The organism is Blautia luti (assembly GCF_033096465.1).
Taxonomy (GTDB): domain Bacteria; phylum Bacillota; class Clostridia; order Lachnospirales; family Lachnospiraceae; genus Blautia_A; species Blautia_A luti.
On sequence record NZ_AP028156.1, the window covers coordinates 777501 to 797523 of the forward strand.

Sequence of the window (20023 nt, forward strand, 5' to 3'; positions counted from 1 at the left end):
CTGCACGAGATAAGTTGGGCGGTCAAAAGGGAAAGAGCCCAGACCTTCAGTTAAGGTCCCAAAGTGTGCGTTAAGTGGAAAAGGATGTGGGATTTCGAAGACAACCAGGATGTTGGCTCAGAAGCAGCCATCCATTCAAAGAGTGCGTAATAGCTCACTGGTCGAGAGGTCCTGCGCCGAAAATGTCCGGGGCTGAAACGCGCCACCGAAACTAAGGAACCGAAAGGTTGGTAGAGGAGCATTGCATGCGGGAAGAAGCAGTACCGAAAGGAGCTGTGGACTGCATGGAAGAGAGAATGCCGGAATGAGTAGCGAGATAGAGGTGGGAATCCTCTAGGCCGAATATCCAAGGTTTCCAGAGTAAAGCTGATCTGCTCTGGGTAAGTCGGGGCCTAAGGCGAGGACGAGAGTCGTAGCCGATGGACAACAGGTGGAGATTCCTGTACTGCGGTATGACAGAACTGTGGGGACACGTAAGGAAAGCGGAAGCCGGGAATGGAAAGCCCGGTGCAAGCGGGGTACCAGCCACTCTGGCAAATCCGGGTGGCAATGGGAAGCCGTGATGCGGAGCGAAATAAAGTAGCGAAGTCCGTGAGCCATGCGTCAAGAAAAGCCGCTATTGTTTATACCGTACCCGTACCGTAAACCGACACAGGTGGATGAGGAGAGAATCCTAAGGCCGGCGGAAGAAGCATTGTCAAGGAACTCGGCAAAATGGCCCCGTAACTTAGGGATAAGGGGTGCCTCAGAAATGAGGCCGCAGAGAATAGGCTCAAGCAACTGTTTAGCAAAAACACAGGTCTATGCGAAACCGAAAGGTGAGGTATATGGGCTGACGCCTGCCCGGTGCTGGAAGGTTAAGAGGAGAGGTTAGCGCAAGCGAAGCTTTGAATTTAAGCCCCAGTAAACGGCGGCCGTAACTATAACGGTCCTAAGGTAGCGAAATTCCTTGTCGGGTAAGTTCCGACCCGCACGAAAGGCGTAATGATTTGAGCGCTGTCTCGACAATGCATCCGGTGAAATTGAAGTACCAGTGAAGATGCTGGTTACCTGCGCCAGGACGGAAAGACCCCATGGAGCTTTACTCCAGTTTGGTACTGGGACTCGGTATTGCATGTACAGGATAGGTGGGAGGCTAGGAGATAGTAACGCCAGTTATTATGGAGCCGCTGTTGGGATACCACCCTTGCAGTATTGGGTTTCTAACCAGCCGCCGTGACCCGGCGGTGGGACAATGCCAGACGGGGAGTTTGACTGGGGCGGTCGCCTCCGAAAGGGTATCGGAGGCGCCCAAAGGTTCCCTCAGAATGGACGGAAACCATTCGAAGAGTGCAAAGGCAGAAGGGAGCTTGACTGCGACACCGACGGGTGGAGCAGGTACGAAAGTAGGGCTTAGTGATCCGGTGGTATTAAGTGGGAATGCCATCGCTCAACGGATAAAAGCTACCCTGGGGATAACAGGCTTATCACTCCCAAGAGTTCACATCGACGGAGTGGTTTGGCACCTCGATGTCGGCTCATCGCATCCTGGGGCTGTAGTAGGTCCCAAGGGTTGGGCTGTTCGCCCATTAAAGCGGTACGCGAGCTGGGTTCAGAACGTCGTGAGACAGTTCGGTCCCTATCCGGCGTGGGCGTAGGATATCTGAGAGGAGCTGTCCTTAGTACGAGAGGACCGGGATGGACGGGCCGCTGGTGCATCGGTTAGACTGCCAAGTCTACGGCCGAGTAGCCAAGCCCGGAAGGGATAAACGCTGAAGGCATCTAAGCGTGAAGCCCCCCTTAAGATGAGATATCCCATTCGAAAGAAGTAAACCCCCTTGAAGACGACGAGGTAGATAGGGCAGAGGTGGAAGTGCAGTAATGCATGGAGCTGACTGTTACTAATCGGGTGAGGGCTTGACCAAGAATCGCAGGAAGTAATGAATCTCAAGGAAATGTCAACATGTATGTAGTTTTGAAGGTACAGAAAAAGCCAGCTAGATGATAGCTGGTTTTTTTGTACGTAAAAATAAATATAATAAAATTATATAAGATAGTTTGTATGCTTTCATGAATTAATCCTCCTGACCAAATTATTTGAAAAAGTTTCGGAAAGTCTTTTTCTTTTCTTCAGAAATATGGGAGATAGACATAGAAGATCAGGAATGTTATAATTTTTTTACAAAGAAATCCTGAAGTAGAAAATGTAAGTATAATTTGGAAATAATATACAGAGAAAACGGAGGGATAGAAAATGCTGATATGTATCAGATCAAAACGACAGAGAAATGCAGCGGAGTATGCTTTAAGAACTATTCAGTCATCATGCATAAAGCCTTATATTAAGACAATATATCTGTATGGCAGTTGTGCACGGGGAGAAGAGAAATATAGCAGTGATGTTGATTTGTTTCTGGAACTGTCAGAGTCATTCCGCTCCCGGCCGGAACTTAAAAAATATCTTTATCTTCTAAAATCAGAAGTATCCTCTGAGGAATTGGATGATGCAGAAACGGATCTGAAAATTGTAGTTGACGATGACTGGAAAAGGAACAAAATGCTGTATTATACAAATGTGCGAAAGGAAGGAATTCAGATATGGCCTTAAACAGTTATTTTGATTTTGCAGAAAATGATTTTCAATATTTTAAAGCTTCTTATGATGCGGGGATAGTTTAGTCTGAACAGATTGATGAAATTTCTAAAAGGAAATATGGGAGCAGAGTTTTCAAAAAATACGCAGACACATATGAGAATGATAGATGGTTTTTATTTTTCAACCAGATACCCTGGTGATGATAGCATAGAGATAGATGGTGATGATGTGGAAACCTGTAATGATGCAATAGAATTATGCAGAAAAGAAGTTTTAGAGTTAGAACGAAAATTAAAAAAGAGTGAGGTATAAACAGAAATCACACAAAAATAAAAATATCCTGAACAAGTTGCAGAGCCAGATAGCCTTGTAACTATCAGGATATTTTTGTTTGGTGCTGTCAGCTCTAAAAAATGTTTGAAAATGGAAATATATATACAGAATACTGTCGCTGGAACGACCCGCTGCAGGTGGAGAATCCTGTAAACAGAATTCTTTCTTGTGAGCAGACAAAGAAGCGGATTGTGAATATTCGCTTGACCTCAGCATTGTATGTTAAGTATAATATATCACTGAGATTACGTAAAAATATTTCTTGCATTTTGTAAATAGTTATGATATGATGCTGCTCAAAGAAAAGGGAGTAGCGGCCATCGATATGAAGAACTGGACTTGTTTTTCCTATAAATGGTACATAAATGCGTCAGAACGGCAGATTAAGAATGCCCGCATTATGATATAATCGGCAAGACTTTTGTTTTAGACATTAAGAGAAGAGCTCATGTTATGTCTGAAATGAAAGTCTTTTTCTTTTCTTCAGAAATTTTAGAAGCAAAATATTTACTTATGTCAAATGGTGAAACGGAGGAGAAAAGTGAACGAAAAAGTAAATCCATTTAAAAAATTACAGAAACCGGGAAAACATGTGAAACGTATTGTAATAGGAGTAGCAGGGGTGGTGATTATTGCAGGGCTTGCAGGAGATGCTACCTATCAGATCCAGGAGCAAGAACAGGCAGTACTGACAACTTTCGGAGTGCCGAAGGCAGTGGCAGAAACAGGACTGCATTTTAAGATTCCTTTTATACAGAAAGTACAGAAAGTAAATACAACGATCCAGGGATTTCCTATTGGATATAGTATGGGAGATAATTCGGTGGTTGAGAATGAAGGCATTATGATTACCTCGGATTATAACTTTATTGATGTAGATTTCTTTATTGAGTACAGAATTTTAGAACCGGTAAAATATCTTTATAATTCAGAGAAACCGGAAGATATTCTGAAAAATATTTCTCAAAGCTGTATCCGTACAGTAATCGCAAGTTATGATGTGGATGAAGTACTTACCACCGGAAAAGGTGAAATCCAGAGCAAGATCAAAGAAATGATACTGAAGCAGATGGAGGAACAGGATCTGGGAATCCAGCTTGTGAATATCACAATCCAGGATTCAGAACCACCCACACAGGAAGTTATGAAAGCATTTAAAGCAGTAGAAACTGCCAAGCAGGGAAAAGAAACTGCTCTGAATAATGCAAACAAATACAGAAATGAAAAGCTTCCGGAAGCTGAGGCAGAAGCAGACCAGATCATTCAGGATGCTGAGGCACAGAAACAGGTAAGGATTAATGAAGCGGAAGCTGAGGTTGCACGTTTTAATGCCATGTATGAGGAGTATGTAAAAAATCCGGAGATCACAAAGAAGCGCATGTTTTACGAGACAATGGAAGATGTGCTGCCGGGAATGAAGATTGTGATTGATAATGGAGATGGAGTTCAGAAGGTTCTGCCGTTAGATTCTTTTACAGGGGATAGTTCAGAGAATTCAACAGAGACACTGAACACAGAGCCGCAGAGTTATCAGGATACACAAGATTTAAATGATTCTGAGAATGAATAAAGAAATGACAGAAAATATTTCATATAAAAAGTGTTTTGGTAAATGAAATACGAAGGATAGAGATATAATTTGGAAAGGACTAATTTATGAAAGGTAAGAGAGTTGGAATATTAATTGGTGTGGCTGCAGTGGTTGTAGCTGTCGGAGCGTCGGTAACGGTAACTCAGCAAAATGAATACAAGCTGATCCGTCAGTTTGGTAAGGTTGACAGGGTGATCAGTTCATCGGGAATCAGCTTTAAGATTCCGTTTATAGAGAGTACACAGTCATTGCCAAAGGAAACATTGCTGTATGATCTTGCAGCATCTGATGTAATTACAAAAGATAAGAAAACGATGATCAGTGACAGTTATGTTCTCTGGAAAATCAGCGATCCGCTTAAATTTGCACAGACATTAAACTCTTCTGTGGAAAGCGGCGAGAGCCGAATTAATACCGCTGTGTATAATGCCACTAAAAATGCAATCAGCAGTATGTCACAGGATCAGGTGATCACAAGTCGTGACGGAGAACTGTCTGATATGGTCATGGAGGCAATAGGAACAAACATGGATCAGTATGGAATCGAACTTCTCAAATTCGAAACCAAGCAGCTGGACCTGCCAGATGATAATAAGGAAGCTGTGTATGAACGAATGATTTCTGAACGGGATAATATTGCAGCGACTTACAAGGCAGAGGGAAACTCTGAAGCAAAGGTGATCCGAAATAAAACAGACAAAGAAGTAGCAATCCAGATTTCTGATGCAAAAAAACAGGCAGAGATCCTGGAGGCGGAGGGTGAGCAGGAATATATGAAAATCCTTGCGCAGGCTTATGGAGAAGAGGACAGAAGTGAGTTTTATTCATTTGTGAGAAGCCTGGATGCGCTGAAGACATCTATGAAAGGTGAGGACAAAACAGTGATACTGTCTGCAGATTCACCGATCGCTCAGATCTTTGAAGGGAAATAAAAGAAGAAGGCTTCGAATTTATAAAAATCTTACAAATTCGAATAAAAAACAGAAACATAGAATTGGCTTGACAGTAACGCAGAATTGTTCATATAATACAAATTAGCCAAAACTAATCTGCTGATATAAGGTACTTGGAGAGAAAATTATTATAGAATAATTCAGGTGGGATCAAAATGAGAAAACTGATGCAAACTGATTTTGAAGAAATAAAGGAAACGAATATTCAGCTTCCATCTTCACGACGTGAGATTGCGGAAGACATGTTAGAGCAGATTTGTCTGATCGCGAATGCAGGAGCAGAGATTACGGTTGAGGAGTTATGCGGCCGTATGAATATGAGCAGAAGAGAAGTTAATTTTTGTCTGAAACAATTAAAAAATCATGGATATGTTGTCGAGGAGAAAGAGACGTATACAGGATTACAGGGGAAAGAAGCTGAATCAGGGATTTTTCTCACAGAGCTTGGGAAGATTACAGGTGAGGAATTTCAATATCGTCATGAAATTCTGAGGCAGTTTCTGCAGTTTGTGGGTGTTTCAGAGGAGAAGGCAGAAGAGGATGCCTGTCGTATGGAGCATGTGATCAGTGAGGAGACGGTTCAGCAGATTTGCAATTTTGTGGATTATGGAGATACTTTTGAGAGGATTTTGAAGCAGCCGGATCTGCGTAGCTGGTACCGGCCGGGGAGTTATCAGTTTCTTATGGGAATCTACCAGATAGAGAAGACGTATCCGAGAAGATTTGCCAGGGAATTTAAACGTTTTTCTGAGAATATCCGGCTGCATGTTACAGAAGATGAGAGCAGTTTTGAACTGATCAAAAGGGAAGGTGAGGCTTCATCTCAGAATTTATGGTACAAAGATCCGGAACAGGGATGGATACAGGCGGAAGAGAGAATGGAAAATCCCCGGATACCATCTGTTGCATTTAAGTTTCTAACCCGATGTCAGGATCCGATCATAGAGGGAGTCGCACTGATTGCGTTTACGAGAAAAGGTGAGAAGCCTGTTGACTGGAACAGCCGGGAACTTGATGTACATATCTGGAAGTCGGAGGGATAAGGGGCATGAATAAACAGGATAGTGTGGATCTTCTGCATCCCTCAATGCTTCAGATCCAGTATCTTATAGAACTGGAAAAGGTGGGGAAAAAGCGTGGAAGTGTTACAATGATCGCAGACATCTGTGGGGTGAGTCATGGACCGGTCAGTCGTTTCTTTAAAGAGTGCATGGAGAGAGGATATCTGACGGAGAAATATGAGTTTACTGCCGAGGGAACGCATGCCTTACTGATTTACAAGAAACTTCTGCGGGATGTGAAACTGTATCTGAAGGCAATGAATATTCAGGAAAAAGAGATTCCTGAGAAGATGCGGCAGTTGATTGAGAATGTAGATTATGATCTGCTCAGGAATATGATAAGGAATGGGAGGCAGACTGCCGAGCATATAAAGAAACAGGATAAGAGTCAGGAATATGCCAGAGATAGTCAGCACAGCAGGGAGCCGAATACATATTTTATTGAGAAAATATTGGAGAAAGGAAAGTTTCAGGTTGGGATTGCGGTTCATCAGATGAGCAGAAACAGTGAAACCAGGATTTCCATGGCTCATCAGGGATTTGAGCATCTTGCACTTATTCGAAATAATACACGCGGAAGCTGGCTGGAGCTGACAATCCGGGAGGTTAACGGACGATCCAGGATTGATGGAACCAGGATGTGGGGACATATTTCTTCTTTGAAATATGAGAAGCAGGGACAGCTTTATGAAGCGGTTATAAAGGACGGACATCTGAAAATTCCGCTCAGTGCCTGTCATTTTTTCCGTGGGAGGATGGGAAATGTAAAGGGCACAGTTCACATTACTGTTGCCTGTAATATTGGAAACGCACATATGCCGGAGAGTACAGCAGTGCTGACATTCTGGATGTAGGATTAAAGGTCGAAATGAAGAAAGTTCGGCCTTTTTATTATGCACAATTATGACAAAAAGCTGATTTTACAGGTATTTCAGAAATTCATAAACCGTTCTCATAAGGAACGAAACTGCAAAAATTAGTTGACGCTAATCCAATAGTACTGATACAATGACCTGACGGTTAGCAATAGATAACCAGATAGAGAAAAGGATGGAGAAAATTATGAAACATACACTCAAAATCTTTTGGATGACACTGGGATTTTTGTGTCTTGGGCTTGGGACGGTGGGGATTGTACTGCCGATTCTGCCCACAGTTCCATTTTATATGGCAACGTTATTCTTTTTTGCCAATAGTTCAGAGAAGCTTCATTCATGGTTTCTTGAAACAAATTTATATAAGAAACATCTCGACAGTTTTGTGCAGAAAAGAGCTATGACCATGGGAACAAAACTCCGCATCATGGGAACGGTAACTGTAATCATGGGCATAGGATTTTTATGTATGAAAAATGTGCCGATTGGCAGAATCTGTCTGATCGTGGTCTGGATCTGCCATGTATTGTATTTTTTCTTGAGAGTAAAAACAGAAAAAGAAAAGGGGAACTTATGATAAAAACAAGACTGGTGGGATTATTATCCCATGCGAAAAAATATATTGTATATACGATCCTGTGGCAGTGGGCAGCACTTCTGTCGCAGGTGATGGCAGTTTTTTCAATCGCAGATTTACTGGAAAAGGTCGTATATCAGAATGTGACAACAGCAGTCATTGAACGAACAGTAATTGCGCTGATTCTGGTAGTGATCATTAGATTCATTTGTGAGAGAATGGGGGCAAGATCATCTTATCTGGCCTGTGTGGATGTGAAGCGTATCCTGCGTGAAAAGATTTATGAAAAGATGCTGAAGCTTGGAGCATCCTATAATGAACAGGTATCTTCTTCAGAGGTGGTTCAGGTATCAACGGAAGGTGTGGAGCAACTGGAAACTTATTTCGGAAAATATCTTCCGCAGTTATTTTATAGTCTGATCGCACCGGTGACACTGTTTGTCATTCTCAGCAGAGTGAGCCTGAAAGCCAGTATAATCCTTCTGATCTGCGTACCGCTGATCCCGGTTTCCATTGTGGCAGTACAGAAAATTGCGAAGAAGTTATTGGATAAATACTGGAGCATTTATACTGGCCTTGGAGATTCTTTTCTGGAAAATCTGCAGGGACTGACAACTCTGAAAATCTATCAGGCAGATCAGCAAAAGGCAGACGAGATGGACATGGAATCTCAGAACTTCCGCAGAATCACCATGAAAATTCTGACCATGCAGTTGAATTCTACCAGCGTGATGGACATTGTGGCATATGGCGGTGCAGCAATTGGTATGGCAGTGGCAGTATCTGAATTTCTGAAAGGAAATATCAGCATTTCCGGAACTTTATGTATAGTTCTTCTGGCAAGTGAATTCTTTCTGCCATTAAGACTTTTGGGATCTTTTTTCCATATTGCAATGAATGGTATGGCGGCAAGTGACAAGATTTTTAAAATATTAGATTTACCGGAACCACAGACAGGAGAGAAGATTTTGCCTGAAGGATCATTGGATATTTCTTTTAAGAATGTACATTTCGCATATGAAGAAGATAGAGAGATTTTAAAAGGAATCGATCTGTACCTTCCGGCGGGAAGTTTTGTGTCTCTGGTAGGAGAATCCGGATGCGGAAAGAGTACGATCGCAGGAATCATTTCTGCAAAGAACAGAGGATTTACCGGAGAGATTACTATTGGCGGTGTGCCGCTTTCCCAGGTAAAGGAAACGGATCTGATGAGACATGTGGTACTGGTCCGCCACAACAGTTATCTGTTTAAGGGAACAGTGGAAGAGAATCTTAGAATGGCAAAACCGGATGCAACAGAAGCGGAAATGGAGGAAGTTCTTGTTAAGGTAAATCTCCTGGGATTTCTGCAGACTCAGGACGGACTGCAGACAAAACTTCTGGAAAAAGCCGGCAACCTGTCCGGCGGACAATGCCAGAGGCTGGCGATTGCCAGAGCATTACTGAGAGACTCGGCAGTATATATTTTTGATGAGGCTGCTTCCAATATTGATGTGGAGAGTGAAGAACTGATTATGGATGTGATCCACCAGCTTGCCAGAACAAAAACAGTACTTCTGATTTCACATCGACTGGCAAATGTGGTAAATTCCGACCAGATTTATTTCCTGAAAGATGGAGAAATAAAGGAAAGTGGAAAACATGAAGAGCTGATGCAATTGAATGGTGAATACAGACATCTGTATGACAGCCAGATGGCATTGGAGAACTATGGAAGGGAGGAACCTTTGGATGTCTGATACGAATAAAAAAAGCGTACAGAAAAGTACAGTACAAAAGAAGATGGTGAATGAAAGCATAGCATCATATGAAGCGGTCACAATGAAAAAACGCAGAAGTGCTATCTCGATTATGGGAAGTCTGATCGGTCTGGTGAAACCATTGCTTCATATCATGCTGGCAGCGATCATCCTGGGAACAGCCGGATATCTCTGTGCTATTTTCCTGACTATTCTTGCAGGGCAGGTAATTGTACATGGAGTTATTGCAAGAGGTGCAGGAAGTATAAAAACGATCATAACTGTAATGATCATCATAGCAGTTCTACGCGGAATACTGCATTATGCGGAACAATACTGCAATCATTTTATTGCATTTAAACTTCTGGCAATCATCCGTCACAAAGTATTCGCAGCACTGCGAAAACTCTGTCCGGCGAAGCTGGAAGGCCGGGACAAGGGAAACCTAATTTCTATCATTACAACAGATATTGAACTTCTGGAAGTGTTTTATGCACACACAATATCGCCGATTGCCATTGCAGCTCTGACTTCTCTGGTTATGGTATTTTTTATCGGAAGATATCACTGGCTGGCAGGAATTCTTGCGCTGGCAGCTTATCTGGTCGTGGGAGTTGTGATCCCTATGTGGAACGGCAGACGTGGAAGTCAGATGGGAATGGAATTTCGTACAAACTTCGGGGAATTGAACAGCTTTGTATTAGATTCCCTTCGTGGTCTGGATGAAACAATCCAGTACGATCAGGGGGAGAAACGAAAAGAACAAATGTCTGAGCGCTCCAGAAGCCTGGCGGGAATGCAGGAGAAATTAAGCAAAATGGAAGGCACTCAGAGATCATTTACAAATCTGGTGATTCTGCTGGCATCCTTTGGAATGCTGGCACTGACTGTATGGCTTTACGGAAAAGAAGAGATCGGATTCGAGGGAATCCTGACCTGTACCATTGCAATGATGGGTTCTTTCGGACCGGTGGTGGCACTGTCCAGTCTGTCCAACAATCTGAATCAGACGCTGGCAAGCGGAGAGAGGGTTCTGTCTTTATTGGAAGAAACACCCATGGTGGAAGAAATCTCCGGGAATGTGGATATAAGAACTGATTCTGATAATGAAATTTCAAATACATCTATTGTCTCAGAAAATACAGATAATGATATAAGAAATCAAAATAATAGTCCGGAAAAAGAAAAATATATTTTGAGAGGTATTTTAACAGGCAGAGCAAAGAACAGCGTAAATGTATTCTCAGGTGCAGAAGCACAGCATGTTACCTTTGCTTACGAAAATGAAACAATCCTGGATGATTATTCCCTGAAATTGGAGCCAGGCAAGATCACCGGTATCCACGGAGCCAGCGGTTCTGGCAAGTCTACACTCCTGAAACTGCTCATGCGTTTCTGGGATGTAAATCAGGGAAGTGTATCCGTAGATGGCGAAGATATAAGAAAAATCCAAACCAGACATCTGCGAGATATGGAAAGCTACGTAACACAGGAAACTCATCTGTTCCATGATTCCATTGCTAATAACATCGCAGTAGGTAGTCCGGGGGCTTCCAGAGAAGCAATCATCGAAGCAGCAAAGAAAGCTTCTATTCACGACTTTATAATGAAACTTCCGAAAGGCTACGACACAGAAGTCGGCGAATTGGGGGATACCTTATCCGGCGGGGAAAAACAGCGAATCGGAATCGCCAGGGCATTCTTACATGACAGTCCGTTGATCCTTATGGACGAACCAACATCCAATCTGGATTCCCTAAATGAAGGAATCATCCTGAAATCTCTGCGGGAAGCGTCAGAGAAAAAGACTGTAATACTTGTATCACATAGAAAATCTACTATGAATATCGTTGATACTGTATTTGAAATGAAAGATGGCAGGATTTCGTAATCCTAATATCAGAACTTATAGCAATCTTCTTAAATTCATTATTTATGAGGACTGCTTATAGAAGAGAGGCTGTTACACTAATTGCTTATGTAGTGTGACAGCTTTGTGTATTATGTCCTAAAAATTTGTTGCTGAAACGTAAGGAATAAATTTTCAAGAGCAGTGTTGATGTGTCGAAAACTATTGATTGACGGAACTGTATGTATTTGTTACACTGAATTTACATATTCGAGTTCCAGACCAGTCGGTCATCTTTTTCCCTTTATGAAAGCATGTACGAAAGATAAGGAGTATCCTATTTATGATATTTGTGCAAATTGGGTATTCAAACATTGTTGCCGTATGTTAGAATAGAAGTGAGGTATCTAATGAATAATACGATATTTGATGATGTATTTCGTACAATGATTGAGAAAATGCCATATCTGGCAGTACCTTTGATTAATGAAGTGTTCCATACTTCTTATTCGGAGAATGTACCGATTGTGCAGCTGCGCAATGAACATCAGCAGGAAAACGGAGAGATTATCACGGATTCCTGTTTAAAGATTGCTGGTAAATTGTATCATATTGAATGTCAAAGTGTAGACGATACAACTATGGCAATTCGTATGATAGAATATGATTTCTCCATAGCAATTGAAAATGCACAGAAACAGGGACGCAAATACAGGATGGATTTTCCAAAGTCCTGCGTATTATATTTGAGAAGCGGAAAGAATACGCCGGATTTTTTGGAGATAGAGATGGTACTTTCGGATGAGAACATAGTACATTATTGGGTTCCGACAATGAAATTGGAGACATATACGAGAAACAGTATTTTTGAAAAAAATTTACTGATGCTTCTGCCGTTTTATATTATGCGATATGAAAAGGATATTCATGAAATGAGTGAGAATCCGGAAATGTTCCAAAGTTTGCTGAATGACTATGAGGAAATCCGGATAAATCTGGAAAGAGAACTTTCAGGAGCAGATAAGACGGCTTTATACATGAATTTAAATAAACTGATCATAAAAATAGCGGACTATATATGCAGGAATGAAAAAACAGTCCGGAAAGGAATAGGTGAGATTATGGGTGGAAAAGTTCTTGAACTGGAATCTGAAAGGCTCGAACGGCTTCAAAAAGAGGCGGAAGCAGAGGCAAAAGCAATTGGAGAAGCAAGGGGTAGGGCAATTGGAGAAGCAAAGGGCATAGCGATTGGAGAAGCAATCGGCGAAGAACGATTAAGCACTTTGCTTAATCGTCTGATTATGGATGGAAGAAGTGCAGAAATACAGTCTGTTGTGACAAATGCAGAGACTCGAAAACGGTTATATAAGGAATATGGAATTTTACCAGAATAGGTATTAAATAAAACGACAGTATTACTTTTTATATATGAGTTAAGGGGTGAAATTTTAGAGATAAAATGAAACTTGACGAACGATATGAATGTGGATATAATAGGTTCAGAAATAAAAAAATTGGATTTTTTAACCGGATTTGACCGGCCCTGATATCGCTAAGGAGGAACATTTTATCATGAAAATCGGAAATGATATTTATTATGTAGGTGTAAATGATCATCAGGTAGATCTGTTTGAAGGTCAGTATGTAGTGCCAAACGGTATGTCCTATAACTCATATGTGATCATGGATGAAAAGATTGCAGTTATGGATACCGTAGATGCTAATTTCAAAGATGAATGGCTTGAAAATGTAGCCAGAGTCCTGGACGGTGCGAAACCGGATTATCTGGTAGTACAGCATATGGAACCGGATCATGCCGCAAATATCGAGAACTTCATGAAAGCATATCCTGACACAACCGTAGTTGCAAATACCAAGACCTTCACTATGATGGGAAATTTCTTCAGAAACCTGAATCTGGACGGAAAGAAGCTGGTAGTTGCAAACGGTGACAGCCTGACACTTGGAAAACATGTGTTGACTTTCGTATTTGCACCAATGGTTCACTGGCCGGAGGTTATGGTTACATATGACAGTACTGATAAGGTTCTGTTCTCAGCAGACGGTTTCGGTAAATTCGGAGCACTTGACGTAGAAGAAGACTGGGACTGCGAAGCACGCCGTTACTATATCGGAATCGTTGGAAAATACGGTGCACAGGTTCAGAAGCTTCTGAAAGCTGCCGCAACTCTGGATATCCAGACAATCTGTCCACTCCATGGACCAATCCTCACAGAGAACCTTGGACATTACATTGAGAAATATGATATCTGGTCCTCCTACAAAGTAGAGAGCGAAGGTGTTGTGATCGCCTATACATCTGTATATGGTAACACAAAGAAAGCAGTAGAACTTCTGGCACAGAAACTGGAAGAAAAAGGATGTCCGAAAGTAACTGTATTTGACCTTGCAAGAGATGACATGGCAAAAGCAGTGGAAAATGCTTTCCGTTACGGTAAACTGGTACTTGCCACAATTACATACAACGGAGATATTTTCCCATTTATGCGTACCTATATTGAGAATCTTACAGAACGCAGCTACCAGAACCGTACCATCGGTCTCATCGAAAACGGAAGCTGGGCACCTGCAGCAGCAAGAATCATGCAGGGAATGTTCGAAAAGAGTAAAAATATCACATGGCTTGAAAATAATGTAAAGATCACTTCTTCCTTAAGCGGAGCAAACGAAGCAGAGATTGAGGCTATGGCAGAGGAACTTTGCAAATAATTGATAATTGTAAACAGCAGGATCGAAAGATTCTGCTGTTTTTCAGAATAAGATAAACCCGGTTACTGAGAACGGAGTACACAAGTAACTAAATCCGTAAGAGAAAGGCAGAAACAAAACATGACAGTAGCGGAAGTTGTAAAGAAAATGGTAGAGTATTCCGAGGGAGATCTTCATGATATCAATCATTTCATGAAAGTATATGCATATGCAAAAACAATCGCGGAAGGCGAAAATCTGTCACCGGAGCAGCAGAAGCTGGTGGAGGTGACTGCGGTTGTCCACGACATTGCCTGCCCTCTCTGCAGAGTAAAATACGGAAATGCCAACGGTAAACATCAGGAGGAAGAAAGTGCGGCACTGATAAAGGAATTTTTCGCAGATTCAGATATGCCGAAAGAATTTGTAGATCGTGTTTCTTATATTGTAAGCCATCATCATACAATAACTGGAATCGACGGTATTGATTATCAGATTATGATAGAAGCAGATTATCTGGTAAATGCAGATGAGAGTAATTTCTCCGGAAACAATGTGAGAAACATGCTGGAAAAAGTATTCAAAACAGAGACAGGAAAATTCCTGCTCCAGTCTATGTATCAGAAGAGATTGAATGCTAAGGAAGAGAAATAAACAGAATGAAAATATAACATCAAAATAATCATTGAAAAGCTGTCACAAAAAAGTGGCAGCTTTTTGAAACTTTTCATTACATTTTCCCATCTAATAAGTGTAAAACAAAAACAACAAAACTTCATTCGAATGAAAACCATTTACAGAAACATACTCTAAGCAAGGAGGATCAGCATTTGATACAGTTGGTAAAGCGCTCCATCTCAGGAGATGCGGATGCATTTCTGGAACTGATGGAAAAGAATTCTCTGGCAATGTACAAGGTGGCGAGGGGAATCCTTGATAATGATGAGGATGCCGCAGATGCCATGCAGGATACCATACTTACCTGCTTTGAAAAAATACATACACTGAAGAATCCGGAATATTTCAAAACCTGGATGATCAGGATCCTGATCAATGAATGCAATAAAATCCACAGACACTACAAAAACTTCAGCAGAGCCGAAGAACTTCCGGAAGTCCCCGGACAGGATATGTCCATTGAGGAATTTGAGTTCAAGGAAATGCTTGGAATGTTGGACGAATCCTACAGGATCATACTGGTTCTGTATTATGTAGAGGGATTTCGGATTGCAGACATTGCTTCTATATTAAATATGAATGAAAACACAGTAAAAACCAGACTGGTCAGAGCCCGGGTGCAGCTAAAGCAGGAATATACTTCAGCAGAAGATAATATTCAGAAGAAAAGACTGCAGCAGAAGAAAAAGAAAAACAGAGAATTCACAGGTATAACAGAAGAGCTTGCGGAAAACCAGAATGGAAATATGAGAACAGAATCGGTAATAGCAGGAAGCATAACGGTAAGTGCAAGAAAGGGATGAAGTGATTATGGCGAAGAAATTGGATTTTGATAAAGAAAAGAATAACAGAAATGACAATGCGATAGAGGAAATCATGCAGGCAGAGTTTCCATTGCCAAAGCAGGCAGAAGACGCGAAGAATACAGCATTTGCCAGAATCAGAGAAATGGCAGCAGCTTCTGGAAATGCGGAAAACACAGAGAATATGGTGCGAAGATTATCGGAGAAATCAACAGAAAAATCAACAGGAAGTTCTGGAAAGAAATCAACAGAAAAATCAACAGGAAGTTCTGGAAAGAAATCAACAGGAACAGTAAAATCGCATAAGAAATTCAAAACAGTGTACAAAACAGCTTTGGGACTGACCGCAGCGGCAGCTGTGTTTTCCGCAGTGTGTATCACAAATCCTGCATTTGCAGAGAATATTCCTCTGGTTGGAAATGTATTTAAGCAGCTCGGCAATTCCCTGGGATTTTATGGTGATTATTCAAAATATGCAAAGCAGCTGACAGATTCCACAGAAGATGCACGGTCTGCAGATGCTGATGGAAGTCAGGAGGGAAGCAATAATTCTCAAAATGTTCAGGCTGAGGATCAGAATACAACAGAAAATGATAATTCAGATAAAACGAAAGACAATGAATCCTACAGCAAAACGGTAGATGGAACAACTGTCACACTCTCAGAGATATACTGTAATGAACTGGCAATGTATCTGTCTATGACAATTCATACAGAAGATAAATTCCCGGATACCTTCATTAGATTTGATGGAAAACCCGATATTAAGCTCAGTGAGAATTCTACAGTGAAATATGATTACATGGATGGAAAAAGTAATCTGTTCAATGCTTATCTGGATGGAAAAATGCTGGATGATAACACCTATGCAGGAGTTTTGCGTATTCCTGTAGAAGATATGACAGTGGATGATGCAAGATGGACAAAATTTTATGAGGTGCGTAACGCATTTTTCAAAGAAAAAGGGATTGATGTAGATTCTGAGGACTTTAGTTTTGATAAGCTAGCCCAGGCACTGGGAATGGATGAATACAGTGATGAGAAGCTTCCTCAGGTGGGAGGTCCGGCAATCAGTGATTATGTCAAAGACATCAAAGTACCTGACCGGTTTACCATGGAGCTGGATCTGAAAGATATTGTGGGCGCTCTTCCGGAGAATCAGGATACCACCCCGGATATCCCTCAGGATCTGCGGGATGAATATAATCAGAAAATGTAAGAGCATGGAATCAGCACAGACGATGCAGATTATGAGAGCCTGACAGAAGAGCAGAAGAATCTGGAGCATCAGTTTTTCACTGAGATGTGGAATGAGTATTATGAACGATATCCTGAGGCAAACGAAGGTGATAACAGATATAACTCATGGACACTAAAAGGTGACTGGAAGTTCAACGTAGATGTAGAGAAAAATACTTCCGATACGGTTGAAAAGGATGTAAATGTGGTAGATGAAAATGGAGATGGTGTTCTCTCCATTACGAAAACACCATTTGAGATCACTATGAAAATGCAGGATCCGGAAACAAAATATGTTGCTGTTATGCTGGATGCCAATGGAGATATACTACCAGATGGCGGAGTGGCAAACGGTAATGCGGACACCTATGCAATACAGGACAGGGATGTTTCCACAGTATATATCTATCTTTGCGATTACTATGAGTATATGGACGAACTGAAAGGCTACTACTGGTCCGATGACTACGAAGAAAAAGCAAAGACCAAGACTTTCAAACAACTCCTGGATGAGCGTGCAGTTGCCAGCGCAGAAGTACATTTTGATAAAGATAAATAATGATGTTAGGGTCAAAAGGTATTTTTCCCCTAACCTGATATCAAAAAATAAAGTATCATAACTGAGACAGCATCTTTCCAATTTTCTGCAGGAAGATGCTGTTTTAGTTATTTTGATAAAAAAGGTCAGAAAAACAGTAGAATCCGAGCCAGGTTAATGTTACAATGTAGGCGTCTCAAAAGAAGAGTGCAGAAGGGAGCCAAAACAAAATGGACTACGCAAAAGAATCTTTAAAAATGCATTATGACTTAAAAGGTAAAATTGAGGTTGTATCAAGAGCCAAAGTAGATTCCAAAGATGCTTTAAGCCTTGCTTACACACCGGGTGTTGCTCAGCCTTGTCTGGAGATCCAGAAGGATGTAAACAAGAGTTATGATCTGACAAGACGTTGGAATACAGTTGCTGTTGTAACAGACGGAACTGCGGTACTTGGACTGGGAGATATCGGACCGGAAGCAGGTATGCCTGTTATGGAAGGCAAATGTGTACTCTTTAAAGAATTCGGCGGTGTAGATGCGATTCCGCTCTGCGTCCGCAGTAAAGATGTTGATGAGATCGTTAAGACAGTAAGTCTTCTGGCCGGATCCTTTGGAGGAATCAACCTTGAGGATATTTCCGCACCGAGATGTTTTGAAATCGAAAAGAAACTGAAAGAATGCTGTGATATTCCGATCTTCCACGATGACCAGCACGGAACAGCAGTTATCACACTTGCAGGTGTTATCAATGCGCTGAAACTGGTTGGCAAGAAGCTTGATGAAGTGAAGATCGTTACTTCCGGAGCAGGTGCTGCAGGTATCGCTATTATCAAACTGTTAATGTCCATGGGACTTAAAAACGTAATCATGACAGACAGAAAGGGTGCAATCTACGAAGGCAGAGAAGGATTAAACCCGATTAAAGAAGAGATGGCTAAGATTACAAACTTCAACAAAGAGAAAGGTACTCTTGCAGAAGTGATCAAAGGCGCAGACATCTTCATCGGTGTATCCGCACCTGGAACACTGACACAGGATATGGTTCGCACAATGGCAAAAGATCCGATCATCTTTGCATGCGCAAACCCAACACCTGAAATTTTCCCAGACGAAGCAAAAGCAGCAGGCGCAGCAGTTGTTTCCACAGGACGTTCCGATTATCCAAACCAGGTAAACAATGTACTCTGTTTCCCGGGACTCTTCCGTGGTGTACTGGACGCAAGAGCATCGGATGTTAACGATGAAATGAAAGTTGCAGCAGCATACGCCATCGCAGGTCTGGTAAGTGACGAAGAATTAAGTGCAGAATACATTCTTCCGGCTGCATTTGACCCACGTGTAAAAGATGCTGTAGCTAAAGCAGTAGCAGAAGCAGCCATAAAATCAGGTGTAGCAAGAATCTGATCAGATTAGCGGCAGCTGATTAAATGTAATAGAATAAAATATCAGAATCCCCCTGTATTTGTGTGAAAACATAATAGCAGGGGGATTTTTTTGAACTACATTGCTGAAGTCGAAACTTCTGACTTTTGATAATTTCTGCGGATCTGCGTAGGAGTGTCCCCGAAATGTTCCTGAAACATCTGCCGAAACAGTTTATAATTGGTAAATCCATGTCTCTCCAGGATCACATGAACGGGATCTGTGGTAGAGATGAGATCACGATAAATAAAAGAAAGCCTGTATTCATTCTGATATTCCAGAAAAGTAACCCCCATCCTTTTTTTGAAAAAACGGCAGAAATATCCTGTCTGCAGATAAGCAATCTCTGAAATTTCTGCCAGAGATATTGGACGCTGGTAATGATCCGCGATATATTTGAGAACCACATTCAACCTGTCCAGATCCTTCTTCTTCTGGCTGAGATCACTTTGAAAAACTTTCACACTGAAGTTATGATACAGCTGAAAAAGCAGCTCGAAGATCAGACTGTTGAAACGCATGATAAAACCATCCGGCCGGATCTCATCAATGATCTGCATCTGTTCCAGAACAGTACAGAGCATGGCTGTTTTCGTACTGCGGACAGGATCTGTGCTGGTATGATCCAGTATAAAAAGCAGCTGCTGAACATTGGGGATATATTTTTCCATAAAATCAAGAGGGATCTGCAGAACGATCGCCTTATTGGGATTGGTACATTTCGTAGAATGCAGGACATTAGCGTTGATCAGCGTACAGTCGCCGGGATGGATGGTGAAACTTCGGGATTCAACAGTGATATCCAGGGAACCTTCCTGCATATAAATGATCTCCACAGCCCGGTGCCAGTGAGGCGGAATATAACTGCCCTGGTCAATAGAAGTATAAAAACGCACATTGGTAATATCCGACACATCTATGATCTCATAAGAATTTTCTGTTCTTTTCATAATCCATTTTCTCCATAAAATATCTGATGAAAATCTATCCGTCAATTATCATATCATAGTTTCTTTACAGCAGGCAATGGGAATAACACGGACAAAAGAGAATATCGACCTATATATTTGTCCTTATTATGC

The 20023-nt window shown here is 41.6% G+C and carries 16 protein-coding genes, 1 rRNA gene and 1 pseudogene (1 of these 18 running past the window's edge); 17 read left to right on the top strand and 1 reads right to left on the bottom strand.

The annotated features are described in order from the left end of the window. The 17 genes and pseudogenes from R8695_RS03620 to R8695_RS03700 form a co-directional block, all read left to right on the top strand. Nucleotides 1-1904 (top strand): 23S ribosomal RNA (locus R8695_RS03620); it begins 979 nt to the left of the window's first position. Between the two features lie 329 nt (nt 1905-2233). Continuing rightward, complete coding sequence (locus R8695_RS03625; protein ID WP_118510231.1) at nt 2234-2587, top strand: nucleotidyltransferase domain-containing protein; 354 nt, start codon at nt 2234-2236, stop codon at nt 2585-2587. A gap of 105 nt (nt 2588-2692) precedes the next feature. Next, nucleotides 2693-2887 carry a HEPN domain-containing protein gene (locus R8695_RS03630; protein WP_243139564.1) on the top strand — a complete coding sequence of 65 codons (195 nt, stop codon included), beginning with the start codon at nt 2693-2695 and terminating at the stop codon, nt 2885-2887. Nucleotides 2888-3449: 562 nt separating this feature from the next. Next, the gene (gene hflK / locus R8695_RS03635; RefSeq protein ID WP_308418860.1) at nt 3450-4478 is read left to right on the top strand and encodes an FtsH protease activity modulator HflK; all 1029 of its coding nucleotides are present in this window, start codon (nt 3450-3452) and stop codon (nt 4476-4478) included. 86 nt (nt 4479-4564) lie between these two features. Further along, nucleotides 4565-5431, top strand: coding sequence for a protease modulator HflC (hflC, locus tag R8695_RS03640; RefSeq protein ID WP_118510227.1), 867 nt, complete (start codon nt 4565-4567; stop codon nt 5429-5431). Nucleotides 5432-5607: 176 nt separating this feature from the next. Then, entirely contained in the window at nt 5608-6495 is an 888-nt protein-coding gene (locus R8695_RS03645) for a metal-dependent transcriptional regulator (RefSeq protein ID WP_118510225.1), read from the top strand. A gap of 5 nt (nt 6496-6500) precedes the next feature. Further along, nucleotides 6501-7367 carry a hypothetical protein gene (locus tag R8695_RS03650; protein WP_118510223.1) on the top strand — a complete coding sequence of 289 codons (867 nt, stop codon included), beginning with the start codon at nt 6501-6503 and terminating at the stop codon, nt 7365-7367. Nucleotides 7368-7575: 208 nt separating this feature from the next. Beyond that, the gene (locus R8695_RS03655) at nt 7576-7965 is read left to right on the top strand and encodes a YbaN family protein (protein WP_118510259.1); all 390 of its coding nucleotides are present in this window, start codon (nt 7576-7578) and stop codon (nt 7963-7965) included. Then, a complete protein-coding gene (locus tag R8695_RS03660; RefSeq protein ID WP_118510221.1) occupies nt 7962-9704 on the top strand; it encodes an ABC transporter ATP-binding protein/permease in 1743 nt (580 codons plus the stop codon). The genes R8695_RS03655 and R8695_RS03660 overlap by 4 nt, the downstream gene beginning before the upstream one ends. Before the next feature lie 82 nt (nt 9705-9786). Continuing rightward, entirely contained in the window at nt 9787-11595 is a 1809-nt protein-coding gene (locus R8695_RS03665; RefSeq protein WP_154780741.1) for an amino acid ABC transporter ATP-binding/permease protein, read from the top strand. A gap of 368 nt (nt 11596-11963) precedes the next feature. Beyond that, complete coding sequence (locus tag R8695_RS03670) at nt 11964-12947, top strand: hypothetical protein (protein WP_118510219.1); 984 nt, start codon at nt 11964-11966, stop codon at nt 12945-12947. Between the two features lie 178 nt (nt 12948-13125). After that, a pseudogene (locus R8695_RS03675) lies at nt 13126-14280 on the top strand (FprA family A-type flavoprotein); the annotation flags it as partial. 123 nt (nt 14281-14403) lie between these two features. Beyond that, entirely contained in the window at nt 14404-14916 is a 513-nt protein-coding gene (locus R8695_RS03680) for an HD domain-containing protein (RefSeq protein ID WP_118510215.1), read from the top strand. Nucleotides 14917-15092: 176 nt separating this feature from the next. Next, the gene (locus tag R8695_RS03685) at nt 15093-15743 is read left to right on the top strand and encodes an RNA polymerase sigma factor (protein ID WP_154780734.1); all 651 of its coding nucleotides are present in this window, start codon (nt 15093-15095) and stop codon (nt 15741-15743) included. Nucleotides 15744-15750: 7 nt separating this feature from the next. After that, a complete protein-coding gene (locus R8695_RS03690; RefSeq protein ID WP_243139563.1) occupies nt 15751-16962 on the top strand; it encodes a DUF4179 domain-containing protein in 1212 nt (403 codons plus the stop codon). 84 nt (nt 16963-17046) lie between these two features. Beyond that, on the top strand, nt 17047-17541 hold the full coding sequence (locus tag R8695_RS03695) for a hypothetical protein (protein WP_243139562.1): 495 nt from the start codon (nt 17047-17049) through the stop codon (nt 17539-17541). 209 nt (nt 17542-17750) lie between these two features. Continuing rightward, entirely contained in the window at nt 17751-18923 is a 1173-nt protein-coding gene (locus R8695_RS03700; RefSeq protein WP_154780733.1) for an NAD(P)-dependent malic enzyme, read from the top strand. 95 nt (nt 18924-19018) lie between these two features. On the opposite strand, the gene R8695_RS03705 is transcribed toward R8695_RS03700, so the two are convergent. Beyond that, the gene (locus R8695_RS03705; RefSeq protein ID WP_154780732.1) at nt 19019-19891 is read right to left on the bottom strand and encodes an AraC family transcriptional regulator; all 873 of its coding nucleotides are present in this window, start codon (nt 19889-19891) and stop codon (nt 19019-19021) included. Between the last annotated feature and the right edge of the window lie 132 nt (nt 19892-20023).

Excerpts from the sequence above, each read along its gene's own strand:
- R8695_RS03630 (WP_243139564.1), top strand. The coding sequence starts at position 2,693 with ATGGGAGCAGAGTTTTCAAAAAATACGCAGACACATATGAGAATGATA.
- R8695_RS03665 (WP_154780741.1), top strand. The coding sequence starts at position 9,787 with ATGAAAAAACGCAGAAGTGCTATCTCGATTATGGGAAGTCTGATCGGT.
- R8695_RS03625 (WP_118510231.1), top strand. The coding sequence starts at position 2,234 with ATGCTGATATGTATCAGATCAAAACGACAGAGAAATGCAGCGGAGTAT.
- R8695_RS03705 (WP_154780732.1), bottom strand. The coding sequence starts at position 19,891 with ATGAAAAGAACAGAAAATTCTTATGAGATCATAGATGTGTCGGATATT.
- hflC (WP_118510227.1), top strand. The coding sequence starts at position 4,565 with ATGAAAGGTAAGAGAGTTGGAATATTAATTGGTGTGGCTGCAGTGGTT.
- R8695_RS03645 (WP_118510225.1), top strand. The coding sequence starts at position 5,608 with ATGAGAAAACTGATGCAAACTGATTTTGAAGAAATAAAGGAAACGAAT.
- R8695_RS03670 (WP_118510219.1), top strand. The coding sequence starts at position 11,964 with ATGAATAATACGATATTTGATGATGTATTTCGTACAATGATTGAGAAA.
- R8695_RS03680 (WP_118510215.1), top strand. The coding sequence starts at position 14,404 with ATGACAGTAGCGGAAGTTGTAAAGAAAATGGTAGAGTATTCCGAGGGA.
- R8695_RS03690 (WP_243139563.1), top strand. The coding sequence starts at position 15,751 with ATGGCGAAGAAATTGGATTTTGATAAAGAAAAGAATAACAGAAATGAC.
- R8695_RS03660 (WP_118510221.1), top strand. The coding sequence starts at position 7,962 with ATGATAAAAACAAGACTGGTGGGATTATTATCCCATGCGAAAAAATAT.
- R8695_RS03700 (WP_154780733.1), top strand. The coding sequence starts at position 17,751 with ATGGACTACGCAAAAGAATCTTTAAAAATGCATTATGACTTAAAAGGT.
- R8695_RS03655 (WP_118510259.1), top strand. The coding sequence starts at position 7,576 with ATGAAACATACACTCAAAATCTTTTGGATGACACTGGGATTTTTGTGT.
- R8695_RS03650 (WP_118510223.1), top strand. The coding sequence starts at position 6,501 with ATGAATAAACAGGATAGTGTGGATCTTCTGCATCCCTCAATGCTTCAG.
- R8695_RS03695 (WP_243139562.1), top strand. The coding sequence starts at position 17,047 with ATGTGGAATGAGTATTATGAACGATATCCTGAGGCAAACGAAGGTGAT.